The sequence below is a fragment of the Flavobacterium aureirubrum genome, assembly GCF_038739835.1.
In the GTDB taxonomy this organism is placed as follows: domain Bacteria; phylum Bacteroidota; class Bacteroidia; order Flavobacteriales; family Flavobacteriaceae; genus Flavobacterium; species Flavobacterium aureirubrum.
The window spans coordinates 93,492-108,045 of record NZ_JBCGDO010000007.1 but is presented as its reverse complement, the minus strand read 5'-3'; the positions used below and the strand labels follow the sequence as shown (position 1 = coordinate 108,045).

The following is a 14,554-nucleotide window of genomic DNA, read 5'->3' as shown; positions in this document are numbered from 1 at the left end:
CGTTATGAACCTGACAAACGAATTTAAACAAAAAGTTGTAACCGCTCTTTTAGAGGCAAGAGAAAACTACGGAGGCTCTGACTCCGATTATGCAAAATCAAAAGGCATTAAACCTGCCATTTACTCAAGAATTAAAAACGGCGAAACCGAGCGTATTTTATCAGATACGGTTTGGATCACTTTAGGACGTGAATTACAAGTAAAAGTTTACGAAGATAAATGGAAAGTTGCCCGAACATCTGTTTACAACGAGATTGAGGACAATTTAAGATTTTGTAAAGAGTTGAGCAAATCCATGGTGTTAGTGGATGACTGCGGTATAGGTAAAACCTATTGCACTAAACACATCATTCGTAAAATGAAAAATACTTTTTATGTGGATTGCTCTCAAGCTAAAACCAAACAACAATTTGTTAGACTTTTAGCGAAAACGGTGGGTATCGACAATACCGGGAAGTATGTAGATGTTAAAGCCAATTTAAAATACTATTTAACAACTCTTGAGTTGCCTCTTATCGTTTTAGACGAGGCAGGAGATTTAGAATACACGGCCTTTTTAGAACTTAAAGAACTGTGGAACGGTACAGATGGCGTTTGCGGTTGGTATATGATTGGAGCGGACGGATTAAGAGCAAAAATTGAGCGAGGTATCAACGGTAAAAAGGTAGGATATGCTGAAATATTTAGCCGTTTCTCGGATGAGTTTATAAAATTAGTTCCACAAGGCAAATTAGACCGTAACGCTTTTTATTCGGAGCTAATTGGAGCGGTTGCACAAGCAAACACTCCCGACCAGAACAAAGTACAATTATTGGTTAAAAAATGCTTGAGAAAAGAAACAACACTTAGGTATTTAGAAACCTTAATAAAAATAGGAGCATAATGGCAAGAGCGATAAATACGAATATCCTCCTTTCCAAAACTTTTAAACTATTTGAATTTAAGGGCTTGTGGAGTTCCATTTTTGGGCAACCATCTAAAGGCGGTATTTGGATTATCTACGGAAAAGAAAAGCACGGCAAAACCACTTTTGCTCTCAAGTTAGCGGACTATTTAAGCCAATATGAAAAAACCCTTTACATCTCGGGCGAGGAGGGTTTAGAAAAGGAGTTCAAGGATGCCGTTAAAAGAGCCGGAGTAGATCCAAAAAACAAACGGCTTTTATTTTCAGATTATGTGGAACTGGGAGAGGTTAAAGAAAAATTAAATAAACGCCATGCACCTAAAATAATAATTTTTGACAATACAACAGTTTACAACGACGAGTTAAAAAATGGGGAACTCCGAAGATTGGCTTTACAATACCCAACTACAACCATGATTTTTTTAGCTCATGAAGAAAAAGGAGAGCCTTACACGGCAACTGCTAAACTTTGTAAAAAACTGGCAAAAATTATAGTTCACATCGAGGGCTTAACTGCTTTTATTTCGGGTAGATGTCCGGGAGGCACAATAACAATAAACGAACAAACAGCAATGCTGTATCACGGAAGTCAAATTTTAAACAACTAACTATGAAAGCAATTTTAGTAAGGCTAAACAAATCGCAGGAAGATTACGAGTTTATGGTAATGAACATTTACCTACGTTGGTGTATGGACTTCGCAATTAACTACACAAACGACCTCCAAAAGGTTGTAGCAAACACTCCTATTAACAAGTATTTTTTAACCGAGTTTAAAAAAATTGAAGCCGAATTTTTGGAGATAATGCAAGAGTATGATGGAGCAACTAATATAAAGCCAAAAGATGCTTTGCAGGTATTTAATAGATGTTCTATTCAAATATTCAATCGTTACCCAAAAATTTTAATCCACGAGGCTAAAAAGCTAAACATTATCAATCATGACCATACAGCAAATTAAAAATAAAATAGTGGAGCTCGAGTATTGGCTTGAGCATAACCATAGCCACCCCGACCGTATTAAGGTACAGGCAGATTTAAGAGAATTACAACAGCAACTAATAAGCAAAGAGAATGAATTTTGACTACCATTTAGAAAATGTAAATAACCGCATTGCTGATTTGCTTACGGTATTACAATACGACACCGAGGAGGTACAACACTTTACCATTACCGAGCGAATTTTAATAAATCAAGAAAGAGCCGCAATGATGGACTTTAAAAACTATCTCTTTAGAGAGCTCGATTATGATAAAGTTAGATTTTACCGAGTTCCCGAAAACATAGAAACAAAAATACAAACCATTTTAAAAACCGTCCATTTTAAAAACTGGCAACCTCAAAACAAAGATTATGAATAACAACATTAACGACATTGAAGTACACGAACCACAAATTTTAAGTAACATGAGTAAAATTAATTTAGCCGATTTAACTCCCGAGGAGAGAAAGGCATTAGTAGAGCAAGCCAAAGAGCTTGAAAAGCAAGAAAAAGCCAAAAAAACCGAAAACGTAAAGGCTTTAAAAGAACTATCGGAGGACTTTGTAAACCGTAAAATTGATCACCTTGTAAACCAACACAAAAGCGTTGAGGATTTTATCGCAGCTCTTTTCAAAGATTACAACCATATCAAAGAACTCAAAGCCGATATATACGGTGTTGAAAAAAACAATCAAGATAGCCATACTTCTACACTTTCAGACGGAAGTGCCTCTATAACCATTGGCTACAATGTAACGATTGGTTTTGATGGTACGGAGAGTTCCGGTGTGGAAATGATTAAGAGTTACATCAACTCATTGGCTACCGATGACGAGAATGTGAAAAAATTAGCCAAAATGGTTAATACATTCCTAAAGCCAAATGCAAAAACAGGAATGTTAAACCCAGTTAAAATTATCGAATTAAGCAAACTACGTGATGAGTTCAACTCCGAAAAGTTTAACGAGGGATTAGAGATTATATTCAATGCACAGCAACGCCGTCAAAACTCTATGTATGTAAGCGGTTGGAAATTTATTGATGTAAACGGTATTCCTAAAAAATTAGAGTTCAGATTTACGGTATGATAACAATTGTCCCAATAACAGACCACGAGGTTTACGAGGTAAACGGTAAAGAAATTTACAAAGACAGTAACGGCAATTGGATAGCTCGAGAGGAGTTTACACAGCAAGAACGAAACGCTTTTACCAACTATAAAAAAGCCGTAATAAGTAACCCAAATTTCAAGAAACACACAAAGGCAACCTATAAAGTTTAGACTATGATAGAAATTTCATTTAGAGGCGACACTTGGGAGTGTTGGGTAGATGGTAGACTTTGGGAGTGGAACGATGATTTACCAACACTCTTAAAAATCATTGGCAAACAAGCTGATGAAATAGCAGAGGATATAAATAGTTAGTCAGGTGGATTTCCCGAATGGCATACAGTCAAAGTTCGAGTCTTTGCCGGGAGCAAATTTTTAAATTATACAACAATGGCAAACAAAAAAATTACTCAAGGAGAATGGTATGTAAATATTAACAACAGGCATGATGTTTATGTTAAAGACGGTTATAAAATAGCAGCAGTTTGGTCGGGCGAGTGTGGGAATGATTATTCCGATACTTTAAAAATGGAGGCAAATACGGAATTAATATCACTTGCGGGCAACCTCGCTCAAAAATATAATTTAGAGGCAATTGACGAATGTGTTTTTGCATTAAAAGAGGCATTAGCGGAAATACCTAAATCATACGCAGGTCATCAAAACCCATCTTGGCAAATTATAAATAATGCTTTAAACAAATTAATTGACGATGGCAACGAAAGTAAAACCAAATGAGACCATAGGCGACCACTTGCCTATACTCACATGGCAAGTTAATCGGATAATGAAAAACTGCCAGTACAAAGATGATATTAAAGCCGAATGGGTGCAATGGGTTACTGGCGATGTAAAGCGTACAAGTTTAAAGTCAATTACTCAAGCACAGGCTAAAAAAATCATTATGACACAGGAAGGCTCAACACCAGTAAATAAACCTTCCGAGAATTGGGCAACGTTTGACAAATCAAACCAAAAGCATCGGGTAATATTATCTTGTATGTATCAGGCTCAATGGACTGTACCAAGCGACAAATATGGAGAAATTCCCGACATGGAACGATTAAGCAACTTTTTAAAGTCCGATAGGTCGCCAGTAAAAAAGCCACTCAAGGATATGCAACCCTTTGAACTTGAAAAAGTAATTGCAGCTTTAAACGGTATCATCAAAAGTATTCACAAATGAAACCTTGTAAACATACGGAAGATGGCTATTGCCTCCGACCCGAAAACGATTATTGTACATCAGATGAATGTAAAGGATGTAACCACGCCGACACTTCAACAGTAGTTATTGAAGTTGTAGCAAACTGCGAAAAAACCGCTATACAATGCGATTATTGTGGAAAAATATTAACCGAACCAAAAACCGACTGTAGATGAAAACATACGAAGGAACTATGACTATTAAATGGTATAAAAATGATAACGGTGGAGATAAACGACCGTTAACATTAGTTGCTAAAGATAAGCTACACTTAAAGGAGCAACTTAAAAGTATTCGCAAATGTTTTATCGAGTTTGGAGATGATCCGAAACAAATACCAACATACAGAAAATATAATCCCGATGCTCGAGCTTATTCCGTTCAATTTGAAATTTATGAGAGAAAATGAAAATAGAACTCAAACTAAATAACGACTCTATTATTGCCGTAAATGAACTTTTAAGTTACATCTACGATATGGAAAGGTCAAACGATAAAAAAGTAAATGTTTATCGCTCCATCGGTTACGATTTAGCCGATAAATTCGATAGTAAAGCCAAACAATTAGTAAAAAAAGCCACTTTATTCGATACAAAAAAGAAGCATAAAATTACATTAAAGTATCACGAGGCTTGGGCATTAGAAATTATTTTAAGGGAGTTATTCACTTACACCGATAACCACTATGTAAGATTAAGAGTAAACCTTGTAATTGATGATTTAAACCAAAAATTAGCATGAACGACCAGTTAATTACCTACACCGTAAAAAGTAAAAACTCTGCAACTGTATGGCGGTTTAAATATCATTTAAACGGTACTTTAAATGAGTTTAAAGTTTTAGAGGGCATACCCTCAGAAGTGCAATTTAACTGGCTTTTTAAAAAAGGTAATTTCCCATATTATGAACAACAAATAAAAGAATGGGAAACTAAACTAAAAGCCAATTTTGAAATTGTAAAAGGCGAACCCGTTTTAACCTTTGAGGCACTTTGGGACAAATACAACTTAAAGGTTAAACGTATTGAAAGCGAAAAGGCATTCAAAAAATTAAAAGAGGCCGATATTATCAAATGTTTTTTAGCTGTGCCCGGTTACGATAAATATTTACAACGTAAAGGAACTGGAAAGGCTCATTTATCCACTTTTATAAATCAACGATACTTTGAAGATGACTGGAGTAAAGCCTAAAAAAGAAATAGTCTTATTAGAGTTGTTTATTGGTATAGGTGGATTTACAAAGGGATTTATTGATGCAGGTTACGCCATTAAAAAACACTATTTCTCTGAAATAGACAAACACGCAATAGCAAATTACAAGTATAATTTTAAAGATTCTATTTATGTCGGATCAGTTACAAATGTTCGAGGAGAGTCAATTGACCGCCCCGATGTTATCACTTTCGGAAGTCCTTGCCAAGATTTTAGTTTGGCAGGAAAAAGAGAGGGGTTGGACGGACAAAGAAGTAGCCTTATCCTCGAGGCAATTAGGCTCATTACTGAAACAAAACCAAGTGTATTTATCTGGGAAAATGTTAAAGGGGCTTTCTCCTCAAATGATGGTGCAGACTTTTGGGCAATTATGCAAGCCTTTACCAACATTGGGGGTTATCGACTTGAATGGCAATTGCTTAATACAAGGTGGTTTTTACCCCAAAATAGAGAGCGAATTTACCTTGTTGGACATCTTGCAGGAGCAAGTGAACTCGGAGTATTTCCTATCGGAGAAAATGGTCAAATTTTTAGTAAAAAAAGCCAATCAAACAAAAACAGGGTTCAAGCCCAATGTAGTACCACTGTAACCAGTAGAATGGGTGGCAGAAATACCGACACCTTTATAAAAGTGCCAAAGGTTGCCAATTGTTTAACTGGAGGCGGAAATAGTGGCGGTTTACACTCCGATATGACTACTATAGAAGTCGGAACATTACGAACCTACAAAGACGGTCAAGGTTTTAGAAAAGTGCAATCTAATAATGTTCCTACTATTCCGGCACGTGCAAGAAAAGACGGAAGCGGTCAAGGTGTAATAAAAATTAGAGCCGTCTTAACTCCAAACCGAACCGACAAAAGGCAAAGCGGTAGAAGATTTAAAGAAGACGGTGAGCCATCGTTTACTTTGAACTGCCAAGATAGGCACGGCGTAATGATTAACGACTCCATCAGAAGATTAACCGAAATTGAATGCGAACGCCTGCAAGGTTTCCCGGATGACTGGACAAAACTTGGAATTTATAACGACAAAGTAAAACCAATCCCAAAAACACAACGGTTTAAAATGCTCGGCAATGCGGTTACAACCGTAGTAGTAAAACAAATAGCAACTAAAATTAAAATCAATGATATTACCATATAGCACAATAATAAACGGTAGTCCTACATATTTTGTTGAGAAAATATTAAAGGGAATGCTTAACGAGTATGAAAAAACTGATCACGAAAAATACATTGGTACAGTTGGCCATTTGTATGACGCAGGAGATTTTTTAAATTATATGTATGTGGATGACTTTTTAGCAAAAGTTGATTCAGTTAATCCAAAATTACATACGGTTCGAGAGGACTTAAAAGAACGTTGGAAAGTAGGTACTAAAATAGATTTTTTCATAAATGTTCGTCAACCTAATATGTATCGTTTTGCTCCAGTTCTGCCAGTAGTAAGCACACAAAAAATTGAGTTCATTTGGAAAGAAAACACAGAAAACCATACTTGTTTAGGCACAAAATTTGACAGAATATGTACTATTAAGATTGACGACCGTTTTTATGGCGATGCCTATTTATTTAATGGCTCTGTAGTTTCAAGTTCCTACACAATTCCTACTTTTGCCAATAACGACGGATTTGATACTCCAGACGAGCTATTTGCCTATTTCAATAAAAACTTTAAAGGTAAAATTATACATTGGACGGATTTAAGGTATTAATGTGGAAAAACGTAAAAAAAACTAAAAACAAAACATTAATTTTGTAAAAATTTTAATAATGGATTCAAAGAAAGAAGAAAATAAAAATATAGATGATGTCAAAGTAACTATTGGAGGTAGAGAAATAAAAGGCATTACAAGTATGAAATACGAAGACTCAAATAAAATAATTAACTATAAAAAGGCAAACAAAATGGACAAAAAGAAAATTATCGGAATTGTGGTTTTATCAATAGTGTTATTGGTAATATTTAAGACTTGTAAAGGTTCAACGGCTACCAATGAACCAACTCAAGAAAAAACAATAAACAACGATTCAATAAATAAAGTTGTTTTAGAGGTAGTAAAAAAAGAGAGTAAAGTTAAAGATGCAGTTTTAACAGATGCCAAAGTTTTATACATAGCGGTTGAAAATGACGGTACAAATAGAAACGGTTTAGCTTCTTATTTTTGCGAAATTGTAGCGGAAAACAAAGGCGATATTAATGCTGTTAAAATTGTTGAATATGGCACAATGAAGTCAAAAAATAGAGATAACGCATACGGTGTACTTTTGGGAGAAAGCACCTGTAAATAATCACTTCCCTTTTTTCATTTTTTTAAAATTAGACAGGAGAAAGCTCGCAGAAATGTGAGCTTTTTTTATGTAAAAAAATCGCCTTGTAAAATTAAACGTTCCTTTATAAATTTGCTACATGTCTAAAGAGCAAAGATTTAAAGAGCGTAATAATTATGTTCGTCGCCTGTTTCACGAAACGCAAAACAAATACCCCAAGTGGCGTATTGAGTGCGTTATTGAGGAGGTGGCAAAGAAAGTCTTTTTAGCAGAGCGAACGGTAGAAGCAATTGTGAGCTATGAGGGTATTTACTCCGATAAACCGATTTTAAAAAATCAATCCAACCCAAACCAAACTTCACTTTTTTAAACGCTTTTTAAAAAGTAATTAAATTATTTGTATATTTGCATTGTCAGACTCGAGGGTCGGGCAACGCTAAGGCGTATAGTGTATTTACATTATACGCCTTTTCTATTGAAAATAATTAGTTTACCGTCCTTTAAAAAAATTACTTGGTCAAACTGGTAATTCTTATCTTTAAAGATGTGAATTGCCCTATTTTGCATTATTTTATCAGTTAGCGGTTTGTCTAATTGACTATCACTAATAACAGCTATTGCTCCCTGCTTTGATGCTCCGTTTGCATTCCCTAAAATATTCTTTATTGCCTTTGGTCGTTTAATATCAAAGAACAAATTACCTACTTTTAAATCCGGGTTGGATGTCTTTGATTTAAGATTTGGAAAAATAAGGCTTCTTATTGTTTTCTCCTTTTCGTTAATCTCTGGCATCAACTCGGCAGTTTTACCCATCTTTGAAAACTCGGTAGCCGTTTTTATAATATCGTCATAATCTCCACCTTTTTTAGTTAATAAATGCTCTAAAACTTTGCCCTTTTTGGTAGTTGATAATGTTTTGAATTGCTCCGATCTATCCGACTGCAAAACTTTATTATTAAAGTATTTAGCGGCTTTGCTTTTTGCCTCTTTTTTATCTCCTGGAATAAGTCCTAATTCATAAGGGTTGCCGTTGAAAATTTGACCACTATAATAAGGGTTGTTTTCATGTTCCTTTTTAAACTTGAAATTTGGAATTTTTTCGCTTGCCTCCTCGTCTGTTTGAACAATACCACAACGACACCCCCAGTCAAAAGGCGGTGTATGACTTTTCCAAAAGGAGTGGTTTACGGGTAAAGTTAAACCGTCTAAAATTTTATGCGATTCACGCACTCGAGCATCTCCTGCGGTTACAATTTTCAAGTTAGGATACAAATCGGCATCCGCCTCAAACTCCTGCCACTTTTCGGCCATATTGGCAACCGCTACAGTATGATGATATTCGGTTTTTAACCAACGACGATTATACTCTATATGCAACTCATCTGCTACGGCTTTAAATTCTCCCCAAGGCAATATTTTACCGTCTTTAGTAAGTGCAGCTTCTAACTGTTTTCTAAAGCTTGTTTCTTTAAATGCAGAAAATTGAGCAACATTATACTTTAATGAATGAGCTAAAGCGGGGTCGTACATTTCGGGATTTGGTTTGTATCCTGCATCAACTGCCTGCGAAAGTTCTTTATAATAATACTCCCAAAGTTTCTTTTGATTTTCAGATGATACGGCTCTATCGTCAAAAAGTTGCCTTAAATAAACCTCGATTAGCCTACTTAAATCGTCGTCCTCTTTGCTTAACTTTATAGGTTCATGTTCGCCACAGCAATGAGTTCGATAATGCAATTTAAGCAGGCTTAACGCTTTTTTGTATTATCAGGGTTTTTAACTTCTTGAGTAGCTCCCGGCATACTTTCCACTTCTACACCATAAGTCTCCTCGATGTAATCTTGAGTTAACACATAACCTGCACCTAACAAAACTCCGTCGATTTTAATTTGGTCGTTTGGGTCGGTAGTTTTTTCAACAGCTATTTTTGCTTTATCTGGTATTTTGTAACCAAGCAAACGCATGGCAGGAACTAAACGATTATTAAGGAATGCCAGTTCCTTTTTTTCGTCTGCATAGATGACCTCTTCAAGCGTATTTTCGTGTACGCTCCCTTGTGCTTTGCTTGATCCGTTTTCCGTAGTCATGGTTTGATGTAAAACCAATTTTGAAAGCTCTGCATCTAACGCTTTAATCTTTTGAAAGAATACATTAAATGAGTCGGTTTTACTGTTTTCTTTTATATCTACCTCCGTACCAATTGGAAATACCCCATAAGGAGCTGACCCCATTTCTTCTAACCAACCTGCAACTTCATTTTTTACGGTTTCACTTTGTGAAGCTATTTTTGCTATTCGTATCGGAATACCAAACAACTCCTCAAACTCATCCCAACTACCCCAAGAGTGGCGTTTTAAAATAGTATATACCGCAGCTTTTTCTAATAAACCCACATTGTCGTAAAATTGGGCATATAACAAAATATCTTTAATGGTGCTGTAATCTATACCTTTATCGGCATTGATGTCATAAAGTAAAACTTTATGCTCTGGAACAACTAAACCTCTTTCGATGAGTTCCACTTCTTTAATGTTACCTTTTTCAAAATCTTTTACCCAAATTAAAGAGTAACCGTAATAGGTTGATTCGTGAGCCCATTGGATAATATTTTCAAACCATTCTTTGTCCTTGATAAGTTCCGTTAAAGCATCATCTTTAATACCGTCAATGGTAAAAATGTAATCTTTGTTTGTGGTTCTTAACGTGCGGTTACCTGTAATTCCTGTAAGGTGTCCGTCAAGCATAACATCTTGATACAATTCTTGCATTAAGTAAGTTTTAGGAACTTCCGCTTGATAACGTGCAAATCGTGAAGCCTGCCAATCGTTTAACTCTTTTCTCCAAAGGCGTCTTTGACGGCGGATAACATCAACCATTAGTTTGGTAACTTTTTCAATATTTTGGGTATCTGCACCCGATAAAGTTACTTTTTTACCTATTGCGTTACCCGAAAGGTTTACGGTACTTTTCGTAATTCCTTTTATTGGGCTTTGAGTCCTGTTTTTATTTCGATTTTTGTGCATACTATTTTTTTAATAATTTGTCCAGTTCCTTTTTTACTTTATTACTTATTTGGGTATTCAAGTAATTTGATTTACCCATAAATTGGCGTTTAGGCATTCCATCAAGTCCCTCATTGTGTCTTTGGGCATATTCCTTATAGGTGTAAAAACTAACTTGACTACTTCCTAAACTTATTTTATAACGAAAGGAGTTTTTTAACTTATCGCCTCCAGTTCCGAAGCCTGTTAATATAGCTCTGTCTTTATTTTTACTACCGTATCGGTTTAAATTCCCTGCCTTACCTCTCCTGCTGGTTCTGTACCTTGTAATATCACGCCCTTGTTTGTCTTCTGTTTTACGCTCCTCCCATTTTTGTGTACTGGTGTCGGTAAATCCCTCATCTCTAAAATTCTTTGCAATAAAGTTTTTACCCTCAACTCCAATAATCCGTAAAACATTGTTTGGCATTTCATGGGCGGCTCTATCGAGTAGTTTTTGCAACTCTGATAAATCCGCCATTAGAAATGGTTTTTGTAATTTTTACGACTTCCTAACTTCATAAAAGTTGCAGGAGTGTCGGGAGTTCCATCTCCATCGGTGTCGTTTTGTCTAATAGGCAACGGAGGTTTTATTTTGCCCTCCGATACTTTTTCGAGCCATAACATGGCCTCGTCATATCGTGCCTTGGCAACCTCGTTAAAAACCTTTGTACGGCGGATGTAAATTTCATGTATTACAATGCCTTTTAAGTGTTTTAAAACGGTTCTATTTCTGTCGTCTCCCGAAGCGTTAAAAATAGCTTCGGTGTCGAAATATTGATATAAATAACTCGACATTAAATCAATGCTTTCTAAAATAATATCGGTTACTATACTGTCGTCGTTATTGATGATTTTATTAATAATTTCATCGGTAGCAACTGTTTTTAATTCTGCCTTTTCTAAAAACATAATCAAGGATTTATGGTTATAGTTCTATTACTGTATCTTGGATTAACTCTCCTGTAAATTAAAGTGGTAAAGGAGAGCGTATAGCTCATTATTTCGCTATCAACATCCTCCGAACTTTCGTTATTTAACTCTAATGGTTTGAAATAATCGCCTTTTAAAAATTGTAGGCTTTCAACCATTGCATCAATTAAATCAATCTCGGTTAAACCTCCGTTTGCGTCCGCAGTTCCGTCGTGTTGGTCAAGCCATCCGTCTTTACAATAAAGCGTTACATCTACGGTACACTCGCCCTCTTGTTTATTTTCTACCATACTCTCCCAACGAATTGCCTTTATATCAATTAAGGCAGATGTCCAATAACTCGGGTAGTTCTTTTCGGGGTTTGCAAATTGCTTACGTTGTAAATCCACTAACTCCAACTCTTGTACACCGTTTTTAAGTGCCTCTTGTATTTTTGTAAATAGTTCTTTTCGTGGTGTCATACTCTGCGTTTTTTATTGCGTTTTCCGATTACTGGTTTTTGGTTACTATCTTCTTTTTGAGAATAACCAAACAAGAGCCTACCTTTTCTAACACAGGTTTCTAAAACATCTAAAATATCATCGGGCGTTTTACAACCTTTTTCAAATGATAAAATATGATCTAAAGCCTTTTCCATATCTGGAGTATCTTTTAATTTTTCATCAAATGTTATTAAACCACGCATAAAAGCACTGGTAAGCGTAGCATCTATACGGTCGTGTTTATCTCCCGAGGCGTGGTCAGGAAACGGAATATCAACGGCGTTGTTTTCTTCACACGCTATTAACCAATCAGGCTCATAAACAACTTTTTGAGCAGCTGTAGCGTCATAAAAAGAAATGATAGACATACCTTTTAAATTGTATTTTTTTTGCCACTCATAGTGCATATTCATTGCTACAGGTCGGGCGGTTTGTCTGTTAAAGATTTCCAAAACATGAGCACGACCTTTGTCGATTGAAACTATTGCCCCGGCTTTGTAATCGCCATCATCGGAGTACGATAAATCCCAATGACTAATTAACCCGTTATGAATTTGATTGCCATGTGTTTTTTTATAATGTATCCACTCTGCTTTAATTCTTTTTCCCTCCTCAACAGGGTTGTTAAAATCCTCTCGCTGACTTGTGTGGTAATCGGTATCGTTTACAATATCAATACACTCATCTTTTGTATAGCGTTCTGGCCACGATGGATTAAAATCTTTATCGCATAAATTAACGGTTGAAATGTCAAGGTTTGGAGAGTTTTTATATTTCTCTGCATAGCCGTCAACAATTCCATTTTTTACGATGTAATTGTTTGGCATAATTTGTCTAAATCTTCCTTTTTGTCCTGCCTTTCCTAAATCACCTGTTAACTTTTGAACATTCTCTTTAGTAAGTTCAATATTTTTAGCCTGTTTTCTGTCCTCCAAGTCATCCATTGAGGCAAAGTCTGGACGATTTGCATTGTTTCTTAAACCTCTAAAAGGTTGATTTAAACCTAACGCCATAAAAAACTTACTGTCATTGGTTTCAAATTGTCCGTCTGCCCAAGAGCCGTATTGCATTTGTAAACCAAAGTCTTTTATATAACGTTCGTTACTTTCTAAATGCAGCTGTAAATCAGAAAGCAAAAGTTTAGAGTGTCCTTCGGTTCTACCAATGATTAAGGCAAAATTCACTTCGTTATTTTCTTTTAAGTGAGTGAGGTTACCAACGTTTGTATGTATTGATTTAGCCGCACCACGAAACCAACGGCGTTGCTGTTTTATTAAAGGGTTTTTAAATACGTTTAAATAACTGTTTAAATGAAATTGAGCACACGGAGCATCCGCCAAGGCTAACCCTGAATTTACGCCAAAGTAATACTCGAAAAACTCTAAATAGTTTTCCGGCTTTAAAAGTCGTTTAATTCGTTGTTCTTGTTGTTCCGCCGTTTCTTTGAAAAGCGAATTATAAGAAAGTAACTGAATCATTTTAGACTTTTGAAAATATTTTTCTTTTGCCTCTTTTAATTCCGTTTTAGTCATGTTGCAATAGTTCGGTTATATATTGGTCAAAATAGGGTCTAACTAATTTTAACAACTCGATTAAATCCTCACGTTTTTTGCCTGTATTGTTCCCGGCTTTTACCATCATAAACTGACTAAAATCATCAAAGCTCTCCATAGTGTAAACCGCTTTTTTACGGCTATCGTTTAGCCTATCAAAGGCAGCCGAAATTTTGGAAAGGTCATCGGCTTTGTATAGTGGAGTATCTCCGTTTTTTAAGTCACGAACGTACTCTAAAATCATACGTTTAATTTCGGAAGGCCTAATATTGTTTAGCTCCTTTTCCTTTTCCCATTCGTCGGTATCTCTCCACCCAGATAGCGTTTTAACACCCACCCCTATAATTTCTGAAATATTGGTAAGCGTAAAGCCTTTTATAAATAAGTCTTTGCCTTGGCTTTTTTTATAATCACGTTCAACTGCCGTTAATCTACCGCCCTTTTTACTTGTATTGTCCATCGATGTTTAAATTACCGTTTGCCTCAAATTTGATATTGTTAATTTTCATACCGTCGTACTCGAGGTTTTTCTTTGCCTCAATTAATACACTCATGTAATTGTCATCGTCAAGCATTTGGTGTATGCCTACGCCAAGCTCCGGGAACTCTCTGTATTCCCCTTTATTGGCAATGAGTATATGTTCTTGATGTTGGTTATCAGAATAGCCAATATCAAGGTCGCCATTTTTAAAATTTAAGTCGCCGTTACGATCTAATAATATATCATTCATAGAGCAAAATTCGACTTCCTATAATTAGCAATAAAATTCAATTTCAAACCTTGTGTTTATTTTGCCTAACCCTTGTATTTATTGAGTACAAGCGTTGGAACTCAATTTTTTTATACTTCAAAAACGC

The 14,554-nt window shown here is 35.7% G+C and carries 25 protein-coding genes; 17 read left to right on the top strand and 8 right to left on the bottom strand.

What is annotated here, in order from left to right; genetic code table 11:
* The first annotated feature begins 4 nt into the window (after positions 1 to 4).
* From WFZ85_RS07530 to WFZ85_RS07450, 17 genes are all read left to right on the top strand, one after another.
* Positions 5 to 883, top strand: coding sequence for an ATP-binding protein (locus tag WFZ85_RS07530; RefSeq protein ID WP_342695671.1), 879 nt, complete (start codon positions 5 to 7; stop codon positions 881 to 883).
* Positions 883 to 1,512, top strand: a complete 630-nt coding sequence (locus WFZ85_RS07525; RefSeq protein WP_342695670.1) for a P-loop NTPase family protein — start codon at positions 883 to 885, stop codon at positions 1,510 to 1,512. Before WFZ85_RS07530 ends, WFZ85_RS07525 begins: the two co-directional genes overlap by 1 nt.
* Before the next feature lie 2 nt (positions 1,513 to 1,514).
* Complete coding sequence (locus tag WFZ85_RS07520; protein WP_342695669.1) at positions 1,515 to 1,865, top strand: hypothetical protein; 351 nt, start codon at positions 1,515 to 1,517, stop codon at positions 1,863 to 1,865.
* A 113-nt stretch (positions 1,866 to 1,978) separates the two neighbouring features.
* Positions 1,979 to 2,266: a hypothetical protein gene (locus tag WFZ85_RS07515; RefSeq protein ID WP_342695668.1), complete on the top strand. Its 288-nt coding sequence runs from the start codon at positions 1,979 to 1,981 to the stop codon at positions 2,264 to 2,266.
* Positions 2,259 to 2,975 carry a DUF3164 family protein gene (locus tag WFZ85_RS07510; protein WP_342695667.1) on the top strand — a complete coding sequence of 239 codons (717 nt, stop codon included), beginning with the start codon at positions 2,259 to 2,261 and terminating at the stop codon, positions 2,973 to 2,975. Before WFZ85_RS07515 ends, WFZ85_RS07510 begins: the two co-directional genes overlap by 8 nt.
* Positions 2,972 to 3,169 carry a hypothetical protein gene (locus WFZ85_RS07505; protein ID WP_342695666.1) on the top strand — a complete coding sequence of 66 codons (198 nt, stop codon included), beginning with the start codon at positions 2,972 to 2,974 and terminating at the stop codon, positions 3,167 to 3,169. Before WFZ85_RS07510 ends, WFZ85_RS07505 begins: the two co-directional genes overlap by 4 nt.
* Before the next feature lie 3 nt (positions 3,170 to 3,172).
* On the top strand, positions 3,173 to 3,313 hold the full coding sequence (locus WFZ85_RS07500; RefSeq protein ID WP_342695665.1) for a hypothetical protein: 141 nt from the start codon (positions 3,173 to 3,175) through the stop codon (positions 3,311 to 3,313).
* Positions 3,314 to 3,388: 75 nt separating this feature from the next.
* Positions 3,389 to 3,736 carry a hypothetical protein gene (locus WFZ85_RS07495; RefSeq protein ID WP_342695664.1) on the top strand — a complete coding sequence of 116 codons (348 nt, stop codon included), beginning with the start codon at positions 3,389 to 3,391 and terminating at the stop codon, positions 3,734 to 3,736.
* Positions 3,711 to 4,184, top strand: coding sequence for a hypothetical protein (locus WFZ85_RS07490; RefSeq protein ID WP_342695663.1), 474 nt, complete (start codon positions 3,711 to 3,713; stop codon positions 4,182 to 4,184). Before WFZ85_RS07495 ends, WFZ85_RS07490 begins: the two co-directional genes overlap by 26 nt.
* A complete protein-coding gene (locus WFZ85_RS07485; protein WP_342695662.1) occupies positions 4,181 to 4,381 on the top strand; it encodes a hypothetical protein in 201 nt (66 codons plus the stop codon). Before WFZ85_RS07490 ends, WFZ85_RS07485 begins: the two co-directional genes overlap by 4 nt.
* Positions 4,378 to 4,614, top strand: a complete 237-nt coding sequence (locus WFZ85_RS07480; RefSeq protein WP_091467245.1) for a hypothetical protein — start codon at positions 4,378 to 4,380, stop codon at positions 4,612 to 4,614. Before WFZ85_RS07485 ends, WFZ85_RS07480 begins: the two co-directional genes overlap by 4 nt.
* Positions 4,611 to 4,946 carry a hypothetical protein gene (locus tag WFZ85_RS07475; RefSeq protein WP_342695661.1) on the top strand — a complete coding sequence of 112 codons (336 nt, stop codon included), beginning with the start codon at positions 4,611 to 4,613 and terminating at the stop codon, positions 4,944 to 4,946. The genes WFZ85_RS07480 and WFZ85_RS07475 overlap by 4 nt, the downstream gene beginning before the upstream one ends.
* Positions 4,943 to 5,395, top strand: a complete 453-nt coding sequence (locus tag WFZ85_RS07470) for a hypothetical protein (protein WP_342695660.1) — start codon at positions 4,943 to 4,945, stop codon at positions 5,393 to 5,395. The genes WFZ85_RS07475 and WFZ85_RS07470 overlap by 4 nt, the downstream gene beginning before the upstream one ends.
* Entirely contained in the window at positions 5,376 to 6,560 is a 1,185-nt protein-coding gene (locus WFZ85_RS07465; protein WP_342695659.1) for a DNA cytosine methyltransferase, read from the top strand. The genes WFZ85_RS07470 and WFZ85_RS07465 overlap by 20 nt, the downstream gene beginning before the upstream one ends.
* Positions 6,544 to 7,131 carry a hypothetical protein gene (locus WFZ85_RS07460; protein ID WP_342695658.1) on the top strand — a complete coding sequence of 196 codons (588 nt, stop codon included), beginning with the start codon at positions 6,544 to 6,546 and terminating at the stop codon, positions 7,129 to 7,131. Before WFZ85_RS07465 ends, WFZ85_RS07460 begins: the two co-directional genes overlap by 17 nt.
* Positions 7,132 to 7,189: 58 nt before the next feature.
* Positions 7,190 to 7,708 (top strand): hypothetical protein, encoded by a 519-nt coding sequence (locus WFZ85_RS07455; protein ID WP_342695657.1) that lies wholly within the window; start codon positions 7,190 to 7,192, stop codon positions 7,706 to 7,708.
* Positions 7,709 to 7,826: 118 nt separating this feature from the next.
* Positions 7,827 to 8,057 (top strand): hypothetical protein, encoded by a 231-nt coding sequence (locus WFZ85_RS07450; protein ID WP_091467230.1) that lies wholly within the window; start codon positions 7,827 to 7,829, stop codon positions 8,055 to 8,057.
* Between the two features lie 89 nt (positions 8,058 to 8,146).
* Here WFZ85_RS07450 and WFZ85_RS07445 read toward each other — a convergent pair whose 3' ends face one another.
* From WFZ85_RS07445 to WFZ85_RS07410, 8 genes are read right to left on the bottom strand one after another with little or no spacing between them, the layout of a single operon-like run.
* Positions 8,147 to 9,424 carry a phage minor head protein gene (locus WFZ85_RS07445; RefSeq protein WP_342695656.1) on the bottom strand — a complete coding sequence of 426 codons (1,278 nt, stop codon included), beginning with the start codon at positions 9,422 to 9,424 and terminating at the stop codon, positions 8,147 to 8,149.
* Between the two features lie 11 nt (positions 9,425 to 9,435).
* Positions 9,436 to 10,710, bottom strand: coding sequence for a phage portal protein family protein (locus WFZ85_RS07440; protein ID WP_342695655.1), 1,275 nt, complete (start codon positions 10,708 to 10,710; stop codon positions 9,436 to 9,438).
* 1 nt (position 10,711) lies between these two features.
* Entirely contained in the window at positions 10,712 to 11,209 is a 498-nt protein-coding gene (locus tag WFZ85_RS07435; protein ID WP_342695654.1) for a phage morphogenesis protein, read from the bottom strand.
* Entirely contained in the window at positions 11,209 to 11,640 is a 432-nt protein-coding gene (locus tag WFZ85_RS07430; protein ID WP_091467219.1) for a phage protein Gp36 family protein, read from the bottom strand. The genes WFZ85_RS07435 and WFZ85_RS07430 overlap by 1 nt, the downstream gene beginning before the upstream one ends.
* A gap of 2 nt (positions 11,641 to 11,642) precedes the next feature.
* On the bottom strand, positions 11,643 to 12,122 hold the full coding sequence (locus tag WFZ85_RS07425; RefSeq protein ID WP_342695653.1) for a hypothetical protein: 480 nt from the start codon (positions 12,120 to 12,122) through the stop codon (positions 11,643 to 11,645).
* Positions 12,119 to 13,675: a hypothetical protein gene (locus WFZ85_RS07420; RefSeq protein ID WP_091467214.1), complete on the bottom strand. Its 1,557-nt coding sequence runs from the start codon at positions 13,673 to 13,675 to the stop codon at positions 12,119 to 12,121. Before WFZ85_RS07420 ends, WFZ85_RS07425 begins: the two co-directional genes overlap by 4 nt.
* A complete protein-coding gene (locus WFZ85_RS07415; protein WP_091467212.1) occupies positions 13,668 to 14,156 on the bottom strand; it encodes a terminase gpP N-terminus-related DNA-binding protein in 489 nt (162 codons plus the stop codon). Before WFZ85_RS07415 ends, WFZ85_RS07420 begins: the two co-directional genes overlap by 8 nt.
* On the bottom strand, positions 14,140 to 14,427 hold the full coding sequence (locus WFZ85_RS07410; RefSeq protein ID WP_091467210.1) for an oxidase: 288 nt from the start codon (positions 14,425 to 14,427) through the stop codon (positions 14,140 to 14,142). Before WFZ85_RS07410 ends, WFZ85_RS07415 begins: the two co-directional genes overlap by 17 nt.
* Positions 14,428 to 14,554 lie beyond the last annotated feature (127 nt).

Coding starts and splice junctions, on each gene's coding strand:
- WFZ85_RS07530 (WP_342695671.1), top strand. CDS start 5: ATGAACCTGACAAACGAATTTAAACAAAAAGTTGTAACCGCTCTTTTA.
- WFZ85_RS07525 (WP_342695670.1), top strand. CDS start 883: ATGGCAAGAGCGATAAATACGAATATCCTCCTTTCCAAAACTTTTAAA.
- WFZ85_RS07520 (WP_342695669.1), top strand. CDS start 1,515: ATGAAAGCAATTTTAGTAAGGCTAAACAAATCGCAGGAAGATTACGAG.
- WFZ85_RS07515 (WP_342695668.1), top strand. CDS start 1,979: ATGAATTTTGACTACCATTTAGAAAATGTAAATAACCGCATTGCTGAT.
- WFZ85_RS07510 (WP_342695667.1), top strand. CDS start 2,259: ATGAATAACAACATTAACGACATTGAAGTACACGAACCACAAATTTTA.
- WFZ85_RS07505 (WP_342695666.1), top strand. CDS start 2,972: ATGATAACAATTGTCCCAATAACAGACCACGAGGTTTACGAGGTAAAC.
- WFZ85_RS07500 (WP_342695665.1), top strand. CDS start 3,173: ATGATAGAAATTTCATTTAGAGGCGACACTTGGGAGTGTTGGGTAGAT.
- WFZ85_RS07495 (WP_342695664.1), top strand. CDS start 3,389: ATGGCAAACAAAAAAATTACTCAAGGAGAATGGTATGTAAATATTAAC.
- WFZ85_RS07490 (WP_342695663.1), top strand. CDS start 3,711: ATGGCAACGAAAGTAAAACCAAATGAGACCATAGGCGACCACTTGCCT.
- WFZ85_RS07485 (WP_342695662.1), top strand. CDS start 4,181: ATGAAACCTTGTAAACATACGGAAGATGGCTATTGCCTCCGACCCGAA.
- WFZ85_RS07480 (WP_091467245.1), top strand. CDS start 4,378: ATGAAAACATACGAAGGAACTATGACTATTAAATGGTATAAAAATGAT.
- WFZ85_RS07475 (WP_342695661.1), top strand. CDS start 4,611: ATGAAAATAGAACTCAAACTAAATAACGACTCTATTATTGCCGTAAAT.
- WFZ85_RS07470 (WP_342695660.1), top strand. CDS start 4,943: ATGAACGACCAGTTAATTACCTACACCGTAAAAAGTAAAAACTCTGCA.
- WFZ85_RS07465 (WP_342695659.1), top strand. CDS start 5,376: ATGACTGGAGTAAAGCCTAAAAAAGAAATAGTCTTATTAGAGTTGTTT.
- WFZ85_RS07460 (WP_342695658.1), top strand. CDS start 6,544: ATGATATTACCATATAGCACAATAATAAACGGTAGTCCTACATATTTT.
- WFZ85_RS07455 (WP_342695657.1), top strand. CDS start 7,190: ATGGATTCAAAGAAAGAAGAAAATAAAAATATAGATGATGTCAAAGTA.
- WFZ85_RS07450 (WP_091467230.1), top strand. CDS start 7,827: ATGTCTAAAGAGCAAAGATTTAAAGAGCGTAATAATTATGTTCGTCGC.
- WFZ85_RS07440 (WP_342695655.1), bottom strand. CDS start 10,710: ATGCACAAAAATCGAAATAAAAACAGGACTCAAAGCCCAATAAAAGGA.
- WFZ85_RS07435 (WP_342695654.1), bottom strand. CDS start 11,209: ATGGCGGATTTATCAGAGTTGCAAAAACTACTCGATAGAGCCGCCCAT.
- WFZ85_RS07430 (WP_091467219.1), bottom strand. CDS start 11,640: ATGTTTTTAGAAAAGGCAGAATTAAAAACAGTTGCTACCGATGAAATT.
- WFZ85_RS07425 (WP_342695653.1), bottom strand. CDS start 12,122: ATGACACCACGAAAAGAACTATTTACAAAAATACAAGAGGCACTTAAA.
- WFZ85_RS07420 (WP_091467214.1), bottom strand. CDS start 13,675: ATGACTAAAACGGAATTAAAAGAGGCAAAAGAAAAATATTTTCAAAAG.
- WFZ85_RS07415 (WP_091467212.1), bottom strand. CDS start 14,156: ATGGACAATACAAGTAAAAAGGGCGGTAGATTAACGGCAGTTGAACGT.
- WFZ85_RS07410 (WP_091467210.1), bottom strand. CDS start 14,427: ATGAATGATATATTATTAGATCGTAACGGCGACTTAAATTTTAAAAAT.